The 17,549-nt window shown below is 64.0% G+C and carries 16 protein-coding genes; 8 read left to right on the top strand and 8 right to left on the bottom strand.

Annotated elements, in window-relative coordinates; genetic code table 11:
- Nucleotides 1-324: 324 nt before the first annotated feature.
- The 5 genes from fdxA to D0Y60_RS17670 all read right to left on the bottom strand — a co-directional run bounded on the left by fdxA (nt 325) and on the right by D0Y60_RS17670 (nt 5,700).
- Nucleotides 325-663, bottom strand: a complete 339-nt coding sequence (fdxA, locus tag D0Y60_RS17650; RefSeq protein ID WP_117371286.1) for a ferredoxin FdxA — start codon at nt 661-663, stop codon at nt 325-327.
- 170 nt (nt 664-833) lie between these two features.
- Nucleotides 834-1,247, bottom strand: a complete 414-nt coding sequence (locus D0Y60_RS17655) for an RNA-binding S4 domain-containing protein (RefSeq protein WP_117371287.1) — start codon at nt 1,245-1,247, stop codon at nt 834-836.
- A gap of 3 nt (nt 1,248-1,250) precedes the next feature.
- Complete coding sequence (locus tag D0Y60_RS17660; RefSeq protein WP_199564226.1) at nt 1,251-4,289, bottom strand: helicase-related protein; 3,039 nt, start codon at nt 4,287-4,289, stop codon at nt 1,251-1,253.
- A gap of 104 nt (nt 4,290-4,393) precedes the next feature.
- Entirely contained in the window at nt 4,394-4,975 is a 582-nt protein-coding gene (gene thpR, locus D0Y60_RS17665) for an RNA 2',3'-cyclic phosphodiesterase (protein WP_117371289.1), read from the bottom strand.
- 80 nt (nt 4,976-5,055) lie between these two features.
- Entirely contained in the window at nt 5,056-5,700 is a 645-nt protein-coding gene (locus tag D0Y60_RS17670; RefSeq protein ID WP_117371290.1) for an arylesterase, read from the bottom strand.
- 59 nt (nt 5,701-5,759) lie between these two features.
- Between D0Y60_RS17670 and D0Y60_RS17675 the strand changes: the two genes are divergently transcribed.
- From D0Y60_RS17675 to D0Y60_RS17685, 3 genes are all read left to right on the top strand, one after another.
- Nucleotides 5,760-6,473, top strand: a complete 714-nt coding sequence (locus tag D0Y60_RS17675) for an ABC transporter ATP-binding protein (RefSeq protein ID WP_117371291.1) — start codon at nt 5,760-5,762, stop codon at nt 6,471-6,473.
- Complete coding sequence (locus D0Y60_RS17680; RefSeq protein WP_117371292.1) at nt 6,470-9,022, top strand: ABC transporter permease; 2,553 nt, start codon at nt 6,470-6,472, stop codon at nt 9,020-9,022. Before D0Y60_RS17675 ends, D0Y60_RS17680 begins: the two co-directional genes overlap by 4 nt.
- Before the next feature lie 183 nt (nt 9,023-9,205).
- Nucleotides 9,206-9,949, top strand: coding sequence for a Bax inhibitor-1/YccA family protein (locus D0Y60_RS17685; protein ID WP_117371293.1), 744 nt, complete (start codon nt 9,206-9,208; stop codon nt 9,947-9,949).
- A 103-nt stretch (nt 9,950-10,052) separates the two neighbouring features.
- On the opposite strand, the gene D0Y60_RS17690 is transcribed toward D0Y60_RS17685, so the two are convergent.
- The 3 genes from D0Y60_RS17690 to acnA form a co-directional block, all read right to left on the bottom strand.
- The gene (locus D0Y60_RS17690) at nt 10,053-10,427 is read right to left on the bottom strand and encodes a DUF2794 domain-containing protein (protein WP_117371294.1); all 375 of its coding nucleotides are present in this window, start codon (nt 10,425-10,427) and stop codon (nt 10,053-10,055) included.
- A gap of 344 nt (nt 10,428-10,771) precedes the next feature.
- On the bottom strand, nt 10,772-11,485 hold the full coding sequence (locus D0Y60_RS17695) for a thioredoxin family protein (protein WP_245409220.1): 714 nt from the start codon (nt 11,483-11,485) through the stop codon (nt 10,772-10,774).
- Nucleotides 11,486-11,687: 202 nt separating this feature from the next.
- Nucleotides 11,688-14,381 (bottom strand): aconitate hydratase AcnA, encoded by a 2,694-nt coding sequence (acnA, locus tag D0Y60_RS17700; protein ID WP_117371296.1) that lies wholly within the window; start codon nt 14,379-14,381, stop codon nt 11,688-11,690.
- A gap of 266 nt (nt 14,382-14,647) precedes the next feature.
- Here acnA and ccmA point away from each other — a divergent pair, with 266 nt between their 5' ends.
- Genes ccmA through D0Y60_RS17725 form a run of 5 tightly spaced genes read left to right on the top strand, consistent with a single transcriptional unit; the run spans nt 14,648 to nt 17,545 of the window.
- Nucleotides 14,648-15,292: a heme ABC exporter ATP-binding protein CcmA gene (gene ccmA / locus D0Y60_RS17705; protein WP_117371297.1), complete on the top strand. Its 645-nt coding sequence runs from the start codon at nt 14,648-14,650 to the stop codon at nt 15,290-15,292.
- A complete protein-coding gene (gene ccmB / locus D0Y60_RS17710) occupies nt 15,289-15,948 on the top strand; it encodes a heme exporter protein CcmB (protein WP_117371298.1) in 660 nt (219 codons plus the stop codon). Before ccmA ends, ccmB begins: the two co-directional genes overlap by 4 nt.
- A gap of 60 nt (nt 15,949-16,008) precedes the next feature.
- A complete protein-coding gene (locus D0Y60_RS17715) occupies nt 16,009-16,770 on the top strand; it encodes a heme ABC transporter permease (RefSeq protein WP_117371299.1) in 762 nt (253 codons plus the stop codon).
- Nucleotides 16,767-16,934, top strand: coding sequence for a heme exporter protein CcmD (ccmD, locus tag D0Y60_RS17720; RefSeq protein ID WP_117371300.1), 168 nt, complete (start codon nt 16,767-16,769; stop codon nt 16,932-16,934). The genes D0Y60_RS17715 and ccmD overlap by 4 nt, the downstream gene beginning before the upstream one ends.
- A complete protein-coding gene (locus tag D0Y60_RS17725; protein WP_117371301.1) occupies nt 16,931-17,545 on the top strand; it encodes a DsbE family thiol:disulfide interchange protein in 615 nt (204 codons plus the stop codon). Before ccmD ends, D0Y60_RS17725 begins: the two co-directional genes overlap by 4 nt.
- The last annotated feature ends 4 nt before the right edge of the window (nt 17,546-17,549 follow it).

The following is a 17,549-nucleotide window of genomic DNA, read 5'->3' on the forward strand; positions in this document are numbered from 1 at the left end:
GGTCTGGGGACCCGGGAAAGACGGGGGCACCGTTGCGGTGTCACCACTCTGGTCCACCCTCCATGCGCAAAAAGGTCCCCGGCGACGCGTTCACATTTGAGCAACCGGAGTTGCCTATGGGAGGTGAGCGTCGTTAAGGGATCGTTTGCTTTCGTGGTGGTGTTCGGGCACGCAAAATGCCGCGAATTGGATCAGTATCCGGACCCTACCACAAAAAAGTGCCGAAATCAATAATTTGCTTCGCATGGGTCATCAAGCCTGTCCCATCGCCTTTTGGCGCGGACATGCTTTTTTCCCCAGATCGCTTGTCGCCGGTGGCGAGGCTCAGTCGCCCTTGCCGGGATTCGGCGAGAAGAACTGCTCGTACTTGTTCTCGACGCCGTCCATCTCCTTGGCCTCGGGCATGGCGTCCCGCTTGACCGTGATGTTGGGCCAGATCGCGGCGAATTCCGTGTTGACCTTCAGCCACTTGTCGAGACCCGGCTCGGTATCCGGCTTGATCGCCTCGGCGGGACATTCCGGTTCGCAGACGCCGCAATCGATGCATTCGTCGGGGTGGATGACGAGGAAATTTTCGCCCTCGTAGAAACAGTCGACGGGGCACACTTCCACGCAGTCCGTGTACTTGCAGCGGATGCAGTTGTCGGTCACGACATATGTCATGAGGAACTCCAGAAACGTCACGAAGCGGGCGGTAGCTCGTGGTCACCCTGACGGGGACCGGGGCGAAAAACCTCACCCGCGCAAGGCTATCCGGTGGTGGAGGTAAAGGCTTTGCAAGCGCTTGGCAAGCGCAATAGATGCGCCTTTATGCGCCTCGGAGGTATAGAATTCTAATCCTCGTCGTCGCCGGGACCGCCGTGCAGCCGGTCGATCTCGCGGCGCTCGCGTTTCGTCGGGCGCCCGGCACCGCGCTCGCGTGTCGCCTGCGCGAAAAGAGTGCGCTCTTCGCGCGGTGGCCGGGGCGGCGTCATGTCGTGATAGAGCAGGCGGGCTTCCTCATAGGGGCCGCGCCGCTCGCCCGGCAACAGCACCTTCACCACCATGTCGTGACGGTCGAGCGACAGCACGATCACGTCGCCCGGCCGCACCATATGCGAGGGTTGGCGGATGGCGAGATCGTTGACCCGGACATCACCGGCTTCGACGGATTTTGCCGCGAGCGAACGGGATTTGCGCAGGCGCGCGAAGAACAGCCACTTGTCGATGCGCTGGCGCGCGGCGGCCTGTTCTTCGTGTCGCGTCATGCCTTACTTCTTCAGTTGCTCCTTGAGCGCTGCGAGCTTTGCGAAGGGCGAATCCGGATCCAACGGCTTCTCCTTGCGGGGCGGCCGGGCCTCGAATTTCGCCTGCTGCGGCTTGGCCGAGCGGTCGTTGCGGTCACCCCGATGATCACCACGGTCGAGACGGTTGCCGCCCTGCGGCTTTCCGTCGCGGCCACCCTTGCCCTGATCCGGGCGGCCACCACGGCCGCCGTCACGGCGTTCACCGCGCTCGCCCCGTTCACCGGCCTGCTGGCCACGGTTGCGGTCACCACCGCGGCGTTCGCCCCGGTCCTGACGATCACCCTGGCGCTCGCCACCGTGGCGATGACCGCCCTGGCGCTGGTTGTCGTGACGCGAGCCCGGACGCCAGAGCAGCACGGGCTTGGCTTCTACCACCTCGCCTTCGACGGCGGCGTCCGCCGCTGCCGGAGCGTCCACGGTTTCAGCAGCAGGCGCTTCGGCGGCTGCGGCCGGGGTTTCGCTTTCGTCCGATGCATCGGCATCGTGTTCGTCGGAGGTTTCCGCAGCGGCTTCCACCGGGGTTTCCGTTGCGGCGGCGGCCGGAGCCTGGGCGGCGAGGAAGGCGGCTGCCTCCTCGGGCTTCACGCTGTCGGCGCGGTAACCGAGACCCTTGAGGATCTCTTCCATATCGTCGGGCGTCGCGCCGAGGATGGAGAGCATGGCAGTCGTCGCGGTGAAGCGGCGGCCGTCATAGGCGCCATCGGGACGCGGCGTGCCCGGCTTCCACTGGAGAAGCGGACGGATGAGGTCTGCAAGGCGCTCGAGGATGTCGATGCGCACCGCGCGCTTGCCGAGGAAACGGAAGCCGGCAAGCTTGTAGAAGGCGCGCTCGTAGCTCGGATCCGTGACGACGGACGTGCGGCCGGCGGCGAGCACCGGGATCAGGTCGCCATAACCTGGCTTGTCGAGGCCGTCGTTCTTCAGCGCCCATAGCAGCGTGATGAGTTCGGCCGGTGCCGGCTTCAGGAGTGCGGGCATGAAGATGTGGTAGGCGCCAAAGCGGATGCCGTGCTTGCGCATGGAGGCGCGGGCATCCTGGTCAAGCGTCTTGACGTCATCGGCGACATCACGGCGGAACAGCACGCCGAGGTTCTCGACGAGCTGGAAGGCGAGACCCTTGGCGAGACCCTGCAGGTCTTCGGCTCGCGAGAGGTCGTCGAGCGGCTTGAGAACCGTCGCGATGTGGTGGTTCACGAAACGCTCGATGCGGGCGGCGACATGGTCGCGCGCATTGCCCGTCAGCTGCTCGTCGGAGAGCAGAATGACGCGTGGGCGCATGATGTGATCGGAAGCGGCGAGACGGGCGACGGGATCGCCGAGCCAGCGCACCGTGCCGTCGGAGCCCAGCGCGAGATCGGCATTGCCGGCGGCATGCAGGCGCGCAGCGCGGGCTTCGAACTCCAGCGCGAGCGCCTTCTGCGCAGCAGCCTGCACGGCCTTCGCGTCGGGACCTTCGGTTCCGGAGACAAGCGTGAACCGGAAACCGGCCAACTGCCCGACATGATGTCCTTCCACGAAGACATCGCCATTCACACTGATTTCAGCTTCCAACATTGCATTCTCTCTCAGGCGCTTCATGAGCACAGATGTCCTGCGATCAACAAAGCGTTTCGTCAACCGTTCATGTAACGCATCGGACAATCGGTCTTCGATTTCCCGCGTCTTTTCCTGCCAGTGTGTCGGATCGGCAAGCCAACCGGGCCGATTCGATACATAGGTCCAGGTCCTTATCTGCGCGATTCGCGCCGAAAGCGTGTCGATTTCGCCATCGGTGCGATCCGCGCGGCGGACCTGATCCGCCATAAAATCCTCGTTAACCGTGCCACGCTTTACGAGATCCGCATAGAGCGTCGAAATGAGATCGGCATGCTGGGCGGGCGTGATGCGGCGATAGTCGGGAAGCGCGCAGGCCTCCCAGAGTTTTTGCACGCGCTCCGGCGTCGTCGCAAGGTCGCGAATGTCGGGATAACGCGAAAGGTGTTCCAGCGCCTGCTGGTCGACGGCCGGCAGCGCGCGCGTCAGGCCTGCGATCGGCGGGGCGGCCTCGAGCGAGAGGCGCAGCGATTGGAGCGAGGAATAGTCAAAGCGGGTCGTGCGCCATTGCAGCACCTTCACCGGGTCGAACTGGTGGGTCTCGATGCGCTTGACCAGCTCGTCGTCGAAGGGATCGACGCGGCCCGTCACACCAAACGTGCCGTCGCGCAGATGGCGGCCGGCGCGGCCGGCGATCTGGGCGAGTTCGGCGGGGTTCAGATTGCGGAACTGGTAGCCGTCGAATTTGCGGTCCTGCGCGAAGGCGACATGGTCGACATCCAGATTGAGGCCCATGCCAATCGCATCGGTGGCGACGAGATATTCAACGTCGCCTTCCTGATAGAGCGCGACCTGGGCGTTGCGGGTGCGTGGGCTGAGTGCGCCCAGCACCACCGCGGCCCCGCCGCGCTGGCGGCGGATGAGCTCGGCGATCGCATAGACCTCGTCGGCTGAAAACGCGACGATGGCGGTGCGCTGCGGCAGGCGAGTGATCTTCTTCGAGCCGGCATAGAACAGCTGGGAGAGGCGGGGGCGCTCGATGACATGGATGCCGGGCAGCATCTGCTCGAGGATCGGCTTCATCGTGCCGGCGCCGAGCAGCAGCGTTTCGTCGCGGCCCCTGAGATGCAGCACCCGATCCGTGAAGATATGGCCGCGCTCGAGATCGCCGGCGAGCTGTACCTCGTCGATGGCGACGAAGGAGGCGCGCGTCTCGCGCGGCATGGCCTCCACCGTGCAGACCGAGAAGCGCGCCATATGAGGCGTGATCTTCTCCTCGCCGGTGATGAGCGCCACATTGTGCTGCCCGACCTTGTCGACAAGCCGCGTATAGACCTCGCGCGCAAGAAGGCGCAGAGGCAGGCCGATAATGCCCGTCTCATGTGCCACCATGCGCTCGATTGCGTAGTGGGTCTTGCCCGTATTGGTCGGGCCGAGCACCGCGGTGACCCCGCGGCCGCTCAAGATCATGGGTGCTTGCGACAAGTCACGCCCCGGCTGTTTCAACGTAGGCCCACAGATGCCCATCGGAGCGGCCGATGGCAAGGGGGGCGGTATCGAATCGCGGGAACAGTTCAGACCGGATGGTCGTGCAATTCCGCCCCATCCCAACCGCCGCCGGCGTCGTAAAGCGGAAACACCTCTTCGGTGAGATACGGCCCACCGCCGACCGATTCCTTCGAGGACATCAGCACGAAACGGTTCACGCTGAAGGGGGCGGTGTGGAAATTGCCGCGGCCGGTGAGGTAGTGGGCGACATCTTCGGGGCGGACGTTGCGCAGGCGGGCGAGCGTTACATGGGGGGTGAACTTGCGCGGATCGGCCGGCAAGCCGAGGCGCTGGCAGATGCGCTCGATTTCCGCCTGGAGAGCATACATTTCCGGCGCCGGCGTCACGCCGGCATAGATGGAATGCGGCTTCTTGGAGCCGAAGGAGCCCATGCCCTGCAGCGTGAGCTGGAATTCGGGGCGCTCGATGCGGTCGAGCTTGTCGACCACCTCGTCGGCGGTGCGGCCGTCGATATCGCCGATGAAGCGCAGCGTGATGTGAAAATTCTCGACGTCGATCCAGCGGGCTCCTGGAAGACCGCCTCTCAGAAGCGAGAGGCTCATTGCCGCGTTGCGCGGCACTTCGAGGGCAACGAAAAGTCTCGGCATGGCGACTTCTCCCGACTGGAATACTGTCAGCGAATCATGCGGCGCCTTTTTAGGCAACCCTTATTTCGCACCCGCAAAAACTATTCCCCGGCTATGACGGATTTCAGAAAGGCCTCCGCCGTGGGCAGGATCTTCGCGACCATCACGTCGACGCCGGCCGGATTGGGGTGCATGCCGTCGTCGATCTGCAGGTCGGCCTGGGCGGCGACGCCATCCAGAAAGAATGGATAGAGCGCAACGCCGTGCTTTTCGGCCATGCGCTGATAGATGCCATTGAAGCGCTTTTCGTAGTCCGCACCCATATTGGGCGGCGCGAGCATGCCGGCGAGCAGAACGGCGATGCCGCGCTCCTTCAGCCGCGTCAGCATGGCGTCGATGTTCTTCTCCGTCTCCTCCGGCGCGATGCCGCGCAGCGCATCGTTGGCGCCGAGTTCGAGGATGACGCCTTTCGTGCCATCAGGCACCGACCAGTCGAGCCGGGCAAGACCGCCGGAACTGGTATCGCCGGACACGCCGGCATTGGTGATCTCGACGTCGTAACCCTTGGCCTTCAGCGCGGCCTCCAGCTTCACCGGAAACGCATCGGAGGCGGGCAGCTGGTATCCGGCCATCAGGCTGTCGCCAAAGCCGACGAGCTTGATAGGCTCGGCAAGGGCCGCGCCTGCGGATAACAAAGCTGTGATTGCAAGTGAGGCGAAAAAGCCGAGCACTGCTTTAAACGACATGTCGCTGATCCTAGATTGCCGGTATTCCAGTTTATCCCTCCCATATAGGGCAGAATTCCTTGGCCAAAACCATCATCGACCTGAAAAAAGCCGATCTCACTCTCGGGCAGGCCGCCGCCTCCGTCCATGTGCTGAAAGGGATCGACCTTGTCATCGATGCGGGTGAATCGGTCGGTATCGTCGGCCCCTCGGGTTCCGGCAAGTCGACGCTGCTGATGGTGCTGGCCGGTCTGGAGCGGCTGGACAGCGGTGAAATCCACATCGACGGTGCAGGCCTGCACGGCATGAACGAGGATCAGGTGGCGGACTTCCGCGGCCGCAATATCGGCATCGTCTTCCAGTCCTTCCACCTCATTCCCAACATGACGGCGCTGGAAAATGTCGCCGTGCCGCTGGAGCTTGCCAATGTGCGCGATGCCTTCGAGATCGCCCGGCGCGAGCTGACGGCGGTCGGTCTCGGCGAGCGCCTGTCGCATTACCCCGGCCAGCTCTCTGGCGGCGAACAGCAGCGCGTGGCGATCGCCCGCGCGCTGGCGCCCGCGCCGAAACTGCTGATCGCCGACGAGCCGACGGGCAATCTCGACACCGAGACCGGCCGGCAAATCGCCGATCTGCTGTTTGCCAAGCAGGCCGAGCGCGGCACGACGCTGGTGCTGGTGACGCATGATCCCGCACTGGCCGCACGCTGCGGCCGGCAGGTCGCCATGCGCTCCGGTGAGATCGTTTCCGGTGCGACCCCTGCGCGCGCTACGGCCCAGGCGGTGCCGGCATGAGGATCGGCGGGATCCTGCGGCAGTTTCCGCTGGCCTTTCGCCTGGCGCTGCGCGAGATGCGCGGCGGGCTGAAGGGTTTTTACATTTTCCTCGCCTGCATCGCGCTCGGCACGGCGGCAATCGCCGGGGTCAATTCGGTCTCGAGCGCCATCACCCAGGCCATCGCCTCGCAGGGCCAGTCGCTTTTGGCGGGCGATGTGCGCTTCGAGTTCAACAACCGATTTGCGACACCCGAGGAGCTGAAACATTTCCAGTCGCTGGGCGATGTTTCCCTGTCTTCCGGCCTGCGCTCCATGGCGCGCCTGCCCGACGGATCGGACCAGACACTGGTCGAGGCCAAGGGGGTTGACGGCGCCTATCCGCTTTACGGCACGCTGGAGACCGCGCCGCAGCGGCCGAGCGCCGAGCTCTTCGCCAAGCAGGGTGACGCCTATGGCGCGGTCGTAGCACCCCTGCTGCTCGACCGGCTCGGCGTCGCCATAGGCGACGAGGTGCTGCTCGGCACGGCGAAGCTGAAGATCACCGGAACGCTGGTGCGCGAGCCGGATGCCGTGTCGGAAGGCTTTGGCTTCGCGCCGCGCCTCATGCTGTCGGAAGACGCGCTGACGGCAAGCGGCCTCGTTCAGACCGGCAGCCTCGTCGAAAACGCCTATCGCGTGCGGCTTGCCGACCAGAGCCTTTCGCTGTCCAAGATCCGTGCCGATGCCAACAAGGCATTTCCGAAAGCCGGCTGGTCGATCCGCACCGCAAACAGTGCCGCGCCCTCGCTGACGGCCAACATCACCCGTTTCTCGCAGTTCCTGACGCTGGTCGGCCTGACTGCGCTGATCGTCGGCGGCGTCGGCGTGGCCAATGCCGTGCGCGCCTATCTGGATTCCAAGCGTTCGGTCATCGCCACCTTCAAGTGCCTCGGTGCGCCCGCCTCGCTGGTGGCGCTGATCTATCTCACGCAGATCGCGCTGATCGCCGCCGTTGGCATCGCCATCGGGCTCGTTGCCGGCGCGCTGATGCCGATGGTCGCCATGCGCTTCCTCGACGGCGTGCTGCCGGTGCCGGCGGAAACGGCGCTCTACCCCTCGGCGCTGCTGCTGGCGGCTGTCTTCGGCCTGCTGACGGCGCTCGCCTTCGCCATCCTGCCGCTCGGCCATGCCCGCGAAGTGCCGGCGACGGCGCTGTTCCGCGAACAGGGTTTTCAGAAGAGCCGTCTGCCGAGCTGGCCCTATCTGCTCGGTGCGGCACTGTTTCTTGCGGCCCTTGCCGGCCTTGCCATCGTCACGGCCTATGACCGCTATATCGCCATGGTCTTCCTCGGCGCGATCGCCTTTGCCTTTGTCGTGCTGCGCGTCGTCGCCATGCTGATCACGATGCTGGCGCGGCGCAGCCCGCGCGTCAATTCGCCGTCGCTGCGGCTGGCCATCGGCAACATCCACCGGCCCGGCGCGCTCACCGCCTCCGTCGTGCTGTCGCTCGGCCTCGGCCTCGCGCTGCTCGTGACGCTGACGCTGATCGACGGAAACCTGCGCCGCGAACTCACCGGCAACCTGCCGGAGCGGGCGCCGAATTTCTTCTTCGTCGATATCCAGGGCAGCGAGCTCGACGGGTTCCGCGACGTACTGAAGAGCAACATGCCCGATGGCAAGATCATCGAGGTGCCGATGCTGCGCGGCCGCGTGATGGAGTTGAACGGCGTCGAGGTCGCCAAGGTCAAGGTGCCCCAGGGCGGACAATGGGTGCTGCGCGGCGACCGCGGCATCACCTATGCCAAGCGCGTGCCGGAGAATTCGACGCTCGCCGAGGGGCAATGGTGGCCGGAGGATTATACCGGCGAGCCGCTCGTTTCCTTCGCCGCAGAAGAGGGCAAGGAACTCGGCCTGAAGATCGGCGACACCGTGACGGTCAACGTGCTCGGCCGCAACATCACCGCGCGCATCGCCAATTTCCGCACGGTCGAATGGGAATCGCTGTCGATCAACTTCGTCATGGTCTTCTCGCCAAATACCTTTGCTGGCGCGCCGCATGCCTGGCTGGCAACGATGATCGATCCAAAAGCGAGTGCCGAGCAGGAAGCCGCGACGCTGAAAGCCGTCACCAATGCGTTCCCGACGATCACCACCGTGCGCGTCAAGGACGCGCTCGACGTGGTCAACGAACTGGTCGGGCAGCTTGCGACGGCGATCCGCGCGGCGGCGGCGGTGGCGCTCATCGCCTCCGTGCTGGTATTGGCCGGCGCACTTGCGGCCGGCAACCGGGCACGCGTTCACGACGCCGTTGTACTCAAAACGCTGGGCGCGACGCGGGCGACACTGATCCGGGCCTTCAGCTACGAATATCTGATACTCGGGCTGGCGACCGCCGTCTTCGCGCTTCTGGCCGGCGGCGTGGCGGCCTGGTTCGTGGTGAGCACGATCATGAAGTTGCCGTCGAGCTTCCTGCCGGACGTCGCCGTGATGACGGTGGTGACGGCGCTCGTGATGACCGTCGGCATCGGCCTTGCCGGCACCTGGCGCATTCTGGGACAGAAGGCGGCGCCAGTGCTGCGCGAGCTATAGAATCATGGGCCTGCGCCGCCCGTCAGGGTCGCGGGTCTTGTGCGAGACACAATTCATGCGCATATTTACGTCAGGCAAGCTGGAGCCCGCAGCGGTTGCCTGGGCCCCGTAGATGTTCCGGCAACGGAACGAATAACAGGAGCCCGACACCGTAAACACTAGGGGCTTTGACAAGAGGAAAACATGGCTGATCTCCGCAATTACCAGACCCGCCCGGCGAATGCCGGCGCCCAGGCCGGTGCCGTCATAGACGAGGGCCTGCGCAGCTACATGCTGCGGGTCTACAACCTTATGGCCTTCGGTCTCGCCATCACCGGTCTCGTGGCGTATTTCGCCTCGCAGGCTGCATTCGCCGACGGCCAGCTGACCGCGTTCGGCCAGGCGATCTATGTGAGCCCGCTGAAGTGGGTTGTCATGCTCGCGCCGCTGGCGCTGGTCTTCTTCCTGAGCTTCCGCATCCACACGATGAGCGTTTCCGCCGCGCAGACGACCTTCTGGGTCTATGCCGGCCTGATGGGCCTGTCGCTGTCGTCGATCTTCCTGATCTACACCGGCGCCAGCATCGCGCAGACTTTCTTCGTCTCGGCCGCCGCCTTCGGCGCGCTGTCGCTGTTCGGCTACACGACGAAGCGTGATCTTTCCGCCATGGGCTCGTTCCTGATCATGGGCCTGTTCGGCCTGATCATCGCTTCGCTCGTCAATCTGTTCCTGCAGTCGTCGGCACTCGACTTCGCGATCTCCGCGATCGGCGTGTTGGTCTTCGCCGGCCTTACGGCCTGGGATACGCAGAAGATCAAAGAAATGTATTTCGAAGCAGACGACGCCGCCGTGGCAGGCCGCAAGGCCATCATGGGCGCGCTGACGCTCTACCTCGACTTCATCAACCTCTTCCTCTTCCTGCTGCGTTTCCTCGGAAACCGCGACTAATCACGGAAGCCGAAGGACTGAATGCAAAACCCCGCCGGAAACGGCGGGGTTTTTGTTTGGGACGAAGAAATGACGACGCTCGGGTACGATGCCCGCGAGCGGGCTACGTCTCGACAAGACGCAGCACCTTGTCGAAGACCTTCAGCACCTGCTTCAGCTCATGGCCGCGCTTCAGGATCGTGCCGTGCTGGTTGATGACACTATAGGCGCCCTGCTTGGCGGCGAGCTTCGGGTCTTTCTCGATGCGGTAGAGCGGCATTTCGCCGGAGCGCTTGAAGACGGAGAACACCGCCTTGTCGCGCATATGGTCGATGGCATAGTCGCGCCATTCTCCCTCACCGACCATGCGGCCATAGACCCAGAGGATCGCATCGAGCTCGCGTCGATGGAAAGTTACGGGCAGCGGGTCCTTGCTGCTCCTGTAGTCCCTGAGGTCGACCACGACATCGGAAGCCTGCAAATCCGGCTGATCAGTCATCGAATCTCCGCACCTTTTCTGTGACGGCACGGTGACAGTGTGCCTGACCGGAGATGAAATGCAAGGCTGAGGGGAAGACAGGGTAACGGATTTGCGATTTCGCAAAAATCCGCCCTGCCGCATTTCAGACAAACAGACGCCCAAATTTAAAGAGAGAGTTCGCCAGTCGCCGCCTGTCCCGGCCATCCGCTTCCCGCGGAAACCCGGCCGAACCGGCAAGCGTCTGTCGAGGTTGCCTTGTATTCCGTTGCCGGCAGCTTCGTCTCGGTCCGGTTCGTCTCCTTCGAACCCTCAAGCCCCAGCCCCTCGAAGTAGCCGGACCGGACCTCCCCAAAACGGGGAGGTTATCGGGTCGCCTTTTCCCCGGTCATCACCGTTGCGCCCAGAATGGCGCCGGGCGTATCGGCCGTCTTCATGCGCTGCAACAGGATGGCGCAGCCACCGGCTTTCTTTTTCTTCTTCAGCATATCGGCGGGAAGTACGAGGTTCGTCTCCTTGCCTTCCCACATGCCGATCGTCTCCATGTCGGTGACGGCATGCCAGTAGTTGATCGTCTTGCCGCGGTTTTCACCGGTGTCGATGTTGATCGTGCGCTCACGCTCGAAATAGGCAATCAGGATATTGGCCTTGCCCTCTCCCGCGCCCACCCGGATGCGCAGCTCGTCGTTCTTCACCTCAACATCGACAGGCACATCGAGGCCCTTGCCCTCGGCGGGCATCGTTTCCATGCGGTTGCGGATGCCGGCGATGTCAGCGCCGTTGATATGCTCGCGGCCGTTCAGCACGGCCTGGGGCGTATAGACGCCGTTGCGGCCGAACATACGGGCGTAGGCATATTGCCGGTCGGTATTGTCCTTGGAGGCGAGCGTGTCCGCCCAGCCGAGATAGTTCCAGTAGTCGACATGATAGGAAAGGGCTACGACCTTGCCTTCGCGGGCAAGCTGCTCCAGCGCCTTATCGGCCGGCGGGCAGGACGAGCAGCCCTGGCTGGTGAAGAGCTCGACGACACCCTTGGGCTTGATGGCTTCCTCGGCGGAGGCCGTGCTGGCCCCGAGCATCAGCAGGATCGCCAGACATTGCGGTCTATACAGTCTCGGCATGATCATTTCCAATGAAGCGCCGGCAAAGGCCAGCCCGTTGAAGCCTCATACGCGCTTGCCGCTTCAACAGGAAGTCACGATGGAGTGAGATTTTTGCCTCCAGGAACGGAAAATGCCGGGGTTTGAGGCCCCGGCATTTCTTGTTTCACGCTGAAAAAGATCAGGCGGCGAGGTCGCGAAGAACGGTCTGCAGGATGCCGCCGTTGTTCATGTAGGTGACCTCGTCGAGCGTATCGATGCGGCAGAGCAGCGGAACGTCCTTCACGGTGCCGTCGGAGTAGGTGATCTTGGCGATCTTCTTCTCGCGCGGCTTGATGTCGCCTTCCAGGCCCTCGATCGTGACGATCTCATCGCCCTTGAGGTCGAGCGACGCCCAGGTCGTGCCCTCCTCGAAGACGAAGGGCACGACGCCCATGCCGACGAGGTTCGAGCGATGGATACGCTCGAAGGACTGCGCGATCACGGCCTTGACACCGAGCAGGTTGGTGCCCTTTGCCGCCCAGTCACGCGACGAGCCGTTGCCGTATTCGACGCCGGCGAAGATGACGAGCGGAACGCCCTCGGCCTTGTACTTCATGGCCGCATCGTAGATCGAAAGCTCTTCCTTCGTCGGGTAATGGATGGTGTAGCCACCTTCCTTGCCGTTCGGGCCGAGCATGTGGTTGCGGATGCGGATATTGGCGAAGGTGCCGCGCATCATGACTTCATGGTTGCCGCGGCGCGTGCCGTACTGGTTGAAGTCGGCGACGGCGACGCCGTTTTCCGTGAGGTAGGCACCGGCAGGCGAGGCCGCCTTGATCGAACCGGCAGGCGAGATGTGGTCGGTCGTGATCTTGTCGCCGAAGAGACCCAGGACGCGGGCGCCCTTGATGTCCTTCAGGCCCGAGCCGGTCTTGCCCATGCCCACGAAGTAGGGCGGGTTCTGCACGTAGGTCGACTGGTCGTCCCATGCATAGGTCTGTCCATCCGGCACCTGAACGGCCTGCCAGTTGGCGTCGCCCTTGAAGACGTCGGCATATTTCGCGGCATAGAGCGCGCGGGTGACGTATTTCAGGATGAATTCCTGGATTTCCTGCGAGGTCGGCCAGATGTCCTTGAGGTAGACGGGGTTGCCGTTCTGGTCTTCACCGAGCGGTTCCGTCGTCAGGTCCTTCTGGACCGTGCCGGCCAGGGCGTAGGCCACGACGAGCGGCGGGGAGGCGAGGTAGTTCGCCTGCACGTCCGGCGAGATGCGGCCTTCGAAGTTGCGGTTGCCGGAGAGAACGCCGGCGGCGATCAGGCCCTTGTCGTTGATCGTCTTGGAGATCGGTGCCGGCAGCGGGCCGGAATTGCCGATGCAGGTCGTGCAGCCGAAGCCGACGAGGTTGAAGCCGAGCGTGTCGAGATCGGCCTGGAGGCCGGACTTGGCGAGGTATTCGCCCACCACCTGCGATCCCGGCGCCAGCGACGTCTTGACCCAGGGCTTGGTCTTCAGGCCCTTGGCGACGGCGTTGCGGGCGAGCAGGCCGGCGGCGATGAGGACCGACGGGTTGGACGTGTTGGTGCACGACGTGATGGCCGCGATGGCGACGTCGCCATGGCCGAGGTCGTAGTCCGTGCCTTCGACAGCGTAGCGGGTGGAGAGCTGGCCGGGCTTCTTGTAGTCGTTCTCAAGCGCCGTGGCGAAGCCCGATGCGATGTTTTCCAGCGGGATGCGGCCTTCCGGACGCTTCGGGCCGGCCATGGCCGGAACGACGTCGCCGAGGTCGAGTTCGAGCGTGTCGGTGAAAACGAGGTCGGCGCCGTCGCCGTCACGCCACATGCCCTGGGCCTTCGAATAGGCTTCGACGAGTGCGATGCGCTGCTCTTCGCGGCCGGACATGGTGAGGTAGTTGACGGTTTCGCTGTCGACCGGGAAGAAGCCGCAGGTCGCGCCGTATTCCGGGCCCATATTGCCGATCGTCGCGCGGTCGGCGAGCGTCATGTTGTCGAGGCCGGGGCCGAAGAATTCGACGAACTTCGAGACCACGCCCTTCTTGCGCAGCATCTGCACGACCATCAGCACGAGGTCGGTCGCGGTGACGCCTTCCTTGAGCTTGCCGGTCAGCTTGAAGCCGATGACCTCGGGCAGCAGCATGGAGACCGGCTGGCCGAGCATGGCCGCTTCGGCTTCGATGCCGCCCACACCCCAGCCCAGGACGCCGAGACCGTTGATCATGGTCGTGTGGCTGTCGGTGCCCACGCAGGTATCCGGGTAGGCGATGGTCTCGCCGTCTTCTTCCTTGGTCCAGACCGTCTGGCCCAGATATTCCAGATTGACCTGGTGACAGATACCCGTGCCCGGAGGAACGACGCGGAAGTTCTTGAAGGCCTGCTGGCCCCACTTGAGGAAGCGGTAGCGCTCGCCGTTGCGCTCGTATTCGAGCTCGACGTTGCGGGCAAAGGCGGTCGGCGTGCCGAATTCGTCGACGATGACGGAGTGGTCGATGACGAGGTCGACGGGAACGAGCGGGTTGATCTTTTCCGGATCACCGCCGAGCGACACCATCGCGTCGCGCATGGCGGCAAGGTCGACGACGGCGGGAACGCCGGTGAAGTCCTGCATCAGCACGCGCGCCGGGCGATAGGCGATCTCGTTTTCGACGGTGCCCTTGTTCTTGAGCCATTCGACGACGGAGAGGATCTGCTCCTTGGTGACCGAGCGGCCGTCCTCGAATCGCAGCAGGTTCTCCAGCAGCACCTTCATGGAGTAGGGCAGCTTGGAGATGCCGGCGAGGCCGTTCGCTTCAGCCTTGGGCAGGCTGTAATATACATAGTCTTTGCCGTTGATCGTGAGGACCGAACGACAATTGAAACTGTCTAGGGATTTGGACACTTGATACCCCGTCTCGTCTGGCGCCAGAAATCTGACGTACGAACGCCCGTGCGCGTTGAGCGCGAATGGGATGCGGGTGCGGTCATTTCCGCTGTCCGTACGCGGAAATCATTCCCGTGTTCGGCGCTTGGATGATATTCACGCCGACCGCTGGCGTGTTGCGGGGGTTATAGATAATTTCTAAGAAACGTTCCAGACCGCCTGACGGTAAATCGGGACAATTTTTTTGCGTTGCGACCAAGGTCGTAAAGGGAAAGTGAACAGTCATGCGGCTCGTCGCCGAAGGGTTGAGCGCCAGGCGCGGCGAAGACCTGATTTTCCAAGACATTTCCTTTGAAATCGCAGGCGGCGAGGCGCTGGTCGTCAAGGGCGCCAACGGCTCCGGCAAGTCCACCCTGCTGCGCGTTCTGGCCGGCCTCCTGCCGGCCGAAACGGGCTCTGCAAAGCTCCTTGCTGCAGCGCAACCGGTGGAGCGCCTGAGCGAGGCCGCGCACTATCTCGGTCATCGCAATGCGATGAAGCGCGAACTTACCGTCGAGGAGAATCTCGCTTTCTGGAAAGCCTTTCTGGGCGATTTCGCCGGCGGCGTTGGCGTGTCCATCGACGAGGCCGCCGAATCGGTCGGCCTCGGCGGCATCGTGCACCTGCCCTTCGGCTACCTTTCCGCCGGCCAGCAGCGCCGCATGGCGATGGCCAAGCTCCTCGTCGCCTGGCGCCCGGTATGGATCCTCGACGAGCCGACCGCGGCCCTCGATGTCGCCGCCGAAGCCATGTTCGCCGGCCTCGTCACGACCCATCTCGCACGCGGCGGCATCGCGATCGCCGCAACGCATCAGCCGCTGGGGCTGGAGGGGGTGAAGGAACTCAGGATGAAGGGTTTCGAATACAGCTCTTTGGAGGTCTGGGCATGATCGCCCTTCTCGCCCGCGACCTCAAACTCTCGGTGCGTGCCGGCGGCGGCGCGTTGATCGGCGTTCTGTTCTTCATGACCGTCGTTGCCGTCATTCCCTTCGGCGTGGGGCCGGATCTCAATCTTCTTGCGCGCATCGGTCCCGCGATCCTGTGGATCGGCGCGCTGCTCGCCTCGCTGCTCGGCCTCGACCGGCTGTTCCAGGCGGAGCGCGAGGATGGTTCGCTCGATCTTATCCTGATGCAGGAAACGCCGCTCGTGCTGACGGTCTTCGTCAAATGCGTCGCGCACTGGATTACCACCGGCCTGCCGCTGGTCATCGCCTCACCGCTGCTCGGCCTGTTCATGAACATGGACGAGGTGGCGATCGGCGCGACGACATTGACGCTTCTGGCCGGTACGCCGGCCATCACCTTCATCGGCGCGGCGGGGGCCGGCATTGCCGTGGCGCTGCCGCGCGGCGGGCTGCTCGTCTCCATCCTCGTTCTGCCGCTCGCCATTCCCGTGCTGATCTTCGGCGTCAGCGCCGTCTATGCGGCGATCCAGGAGCCGGCGCCCTTCCTGCCGCCGTTCCTCATCCTCGTGGCGCTCAACCTGTTCTTCGCCGTCATCGGCCCCGTCGCGGCAGCTGCGGCACTTCGCCTTTCCAGCGACTGACACAAATGTGATTGCGGCAGATCAATTGAAGCCGAGGGGATTGCGCGTTAAAGAACCATCATGAGCGAACCGAGCCTTGCCATCCGCAAATTCAGCGACCTCGCCAACCCGACGCGGTTTCTGGCGTTGGTCGCCACCGTCTGGCCGTGGCTTGCCGGGCTGACGCTCTGTCTGTTCGCGGTCGGGCTCTATCTGTCCTTCACCACCACGGGGGATTACCAGCAGGGCGAGACGGTGCGCATCATGTATGTGCATGTGCCGGCCGCCTGGCTCTCGATGATGTGCTATACCGTCATGGCGCTCTCGGCGCTCGGTACGCTCGTCTGGCGCCATCCGCTCGCCGATGTCTCGGCCAAGGCCGCAGCCCCAATCGGCGCTGGCTTCACGCTCGTCGCGCTCATCACCGGCTCGCTCTGGGGCAAGCCGATGTGGGGCACCTGGTGGGTGTGGGATGCGCGGCTAACCTCCGTCTTCGTGCTCTTCCTGATGTATCTCGGCCTGATCGCGCTCAACCGCGCCATGGACGACCCGACGCGTGCGGCCAAGGTCAGCGCCGTGCTCATCCTCGTCGGCTTCGTCAACATTCCGATCATCAAGTTTTCCGTCGAATGGTGGAACACGCTGCACCAGCCGGCGAGCGTCGTGCGCATGGGAGGCCCGACCATCGATCCGGAATTCCTGTGGCCGCTTCTGGTGATGGCGATCGCCTTCTCCATGCTGTTCTTCACGCTGCATATCCTGGCGATGCGCAATGAAATCCTGCGCCGCCGCATCGCCGTGCTACGCCGCCATGCCGCCCGCTCGGCCGGAGATGCCGCATGAGCCACGCCTTCTACGTCACGGCCTCCTATATCGCGGCCTTCGCCGTTACCTTCGGCCTCGTCGGCTGGGTCTTCATCGACCATCGCAACCGTCATCGCGAGCTGGAGCGTCTGGAAGCCGCCGGCATCCGTCGCCGCTCGGCGCGCGCAGAGGAAAGCCGATGAGCGAGAGCGAAGGCAATGCCGAAGGCGCCGGCACGCGCACGCGCCTCATCCTCGCCGCGCTGCCGCTAACGATTTTTTTGGGTCTCGCGCTGATCTTCTGGACGCAGCTCAATTCCGGCCGCGATATTTCGGAAATCCCCTCAGCGCTGATCGGCACCAAGGCGCCCTTCCGCGACCTCGATCCGCTCGCCGGTGCTATCAGGGACGGCGTGCCCGTGCCGGCGCTGACGAAGGAGACCGGCAAGGGCAAGCTGACGCTCGTCAATTTCTGGGCCTCCTGGTGCGTGCCCTGCCGGCAGGAGCATCCGGTTATCCTCGAACTCTCGAAGGATCCCCGCCTCACGGTCGTCGGCGTGAACTACAAGGACGGCAGCGAGAACGCGCTGCGCTTCCTCGGCGAGCTCGGCAATCCCTTCTCCGCCATCGGCCTTGATCCCGTTGGAAAAATGGCGATCGACTGGGGCGTCTACGGCATCCCGGAGAGCTACCTCGTCGGCCCCGACGGGACGATCCTCTACAAGCGCGTCGGGCCGTTCGACGACAAGAGCCTCAAGAACGGCCTCTATCCGGCGATCGAAAAGGCGCTGGGCACACCGGCGCAGGCGGGCTGATACT

The organism is Shinella sp. WSJ-2 (assembly GCF_003432075.1).
In the GTDB taxonomy this organism is placed as follows: domain Bacteria; phylum Pseudomonadota; class Alphaproteobacteria; order Rhizobiales; family Rhizobiaceae; genus Shinella.

Coding starts and splice junctions, on each gene's coding strand:
- fdxA (WP_117371286.1), bottom strand. CDS start 663: ATGACATATGTCGTGACCGACAACTGCATCCGCTGCAAGTACACGGAC.
- D0Y60_RS17655 (WP_117371287.1), bottom strand. CDS start 1,247: ATGACGCGACACGAAGAACAGGCCGCCGCGCGCCAGCGCATCGACAAG.
- D0Y60_RS17660 (WP_199564226.1), bottom strand. CDS start 4,289: ATGATCTTGAGCGGCCGCGGGGTCACCGCGGTGCTCGGCCCGACCAAT.
- thpR (WP_117371289.1), bottom strand. CDS start 4,975: ATGCCGAGACTTTTCGTTGCCCTCGAAGTGCCGCGCAACGCGGCAATG.
- D0Y60_RS17670 (WP_117371290.1), bottom strand. CDS start 5,700: ATGTCGTTTAAAGCAGTGCTCGGCTTTTTCGCCTCACTTGCAATCACA.
- D0Y60_RS17680 (WP_117371292.1), top strand. CDS start 6,470: ATGAGGATCGGCGGGATCCTGCGGCAGTTTCCGCTGGCCTTTCGCCTG.
- D0Y60_RS17685 (WP_117371293.1), top strand. CDS start 9,206: ATGGCTGATCTCCGCAATTACCAGACCCGCCCGGCGAATGCCGGCGCC.
- D0Y60_RS17690 (WP_117371294.1), bottom strand. CDS start 10,427: ATGACTGATCAGCCGGATTTGCAGGCTTCCGATGTCGTGGTCGACCTC.
- D0Y60_RS17695 (WP_245409220.1), bottom strand. CDS start 11,485: ATGCTCGGGGCCAGCACGGCCTCCGCCGAGGAAGCCATCAAGCCCAAG.
- ccmA (WP_117371297.1), top strand. CDS start 14,648: ATGCGGCTCGTCGCCGAAGGGTTGAGCGCCAGGCGCGGCGAAGACCTG.
- ccmB (WP_117371298.1), top strand. CDS start 15,289: ATGATCGCCCTTCTCGCCCGCGACCTCAAACTCTCGGTGCGTGCCGGC.
- D0Y60_RS17715 (WP_117371299.1), top strand. CDS start 16,009: ATGAGCGAACCGAGCCTTGCCATCCGCAAATTCAGCGACCTCGCCAAC.
- ccmD (WP_117371300.1), top strand. CDS start 16,767: ATGAGCCACGCCTTCTACGTCACGGCCTCCTATATCGCGGCCTTCGCC.
- D0Y60_RS17725 (WP_117371301.1), top strand. CDS start 16,931: ATGAGCGAGAGCGAAGGCAATGCCGAAGGCGCCGGCACGCGCACGCGC.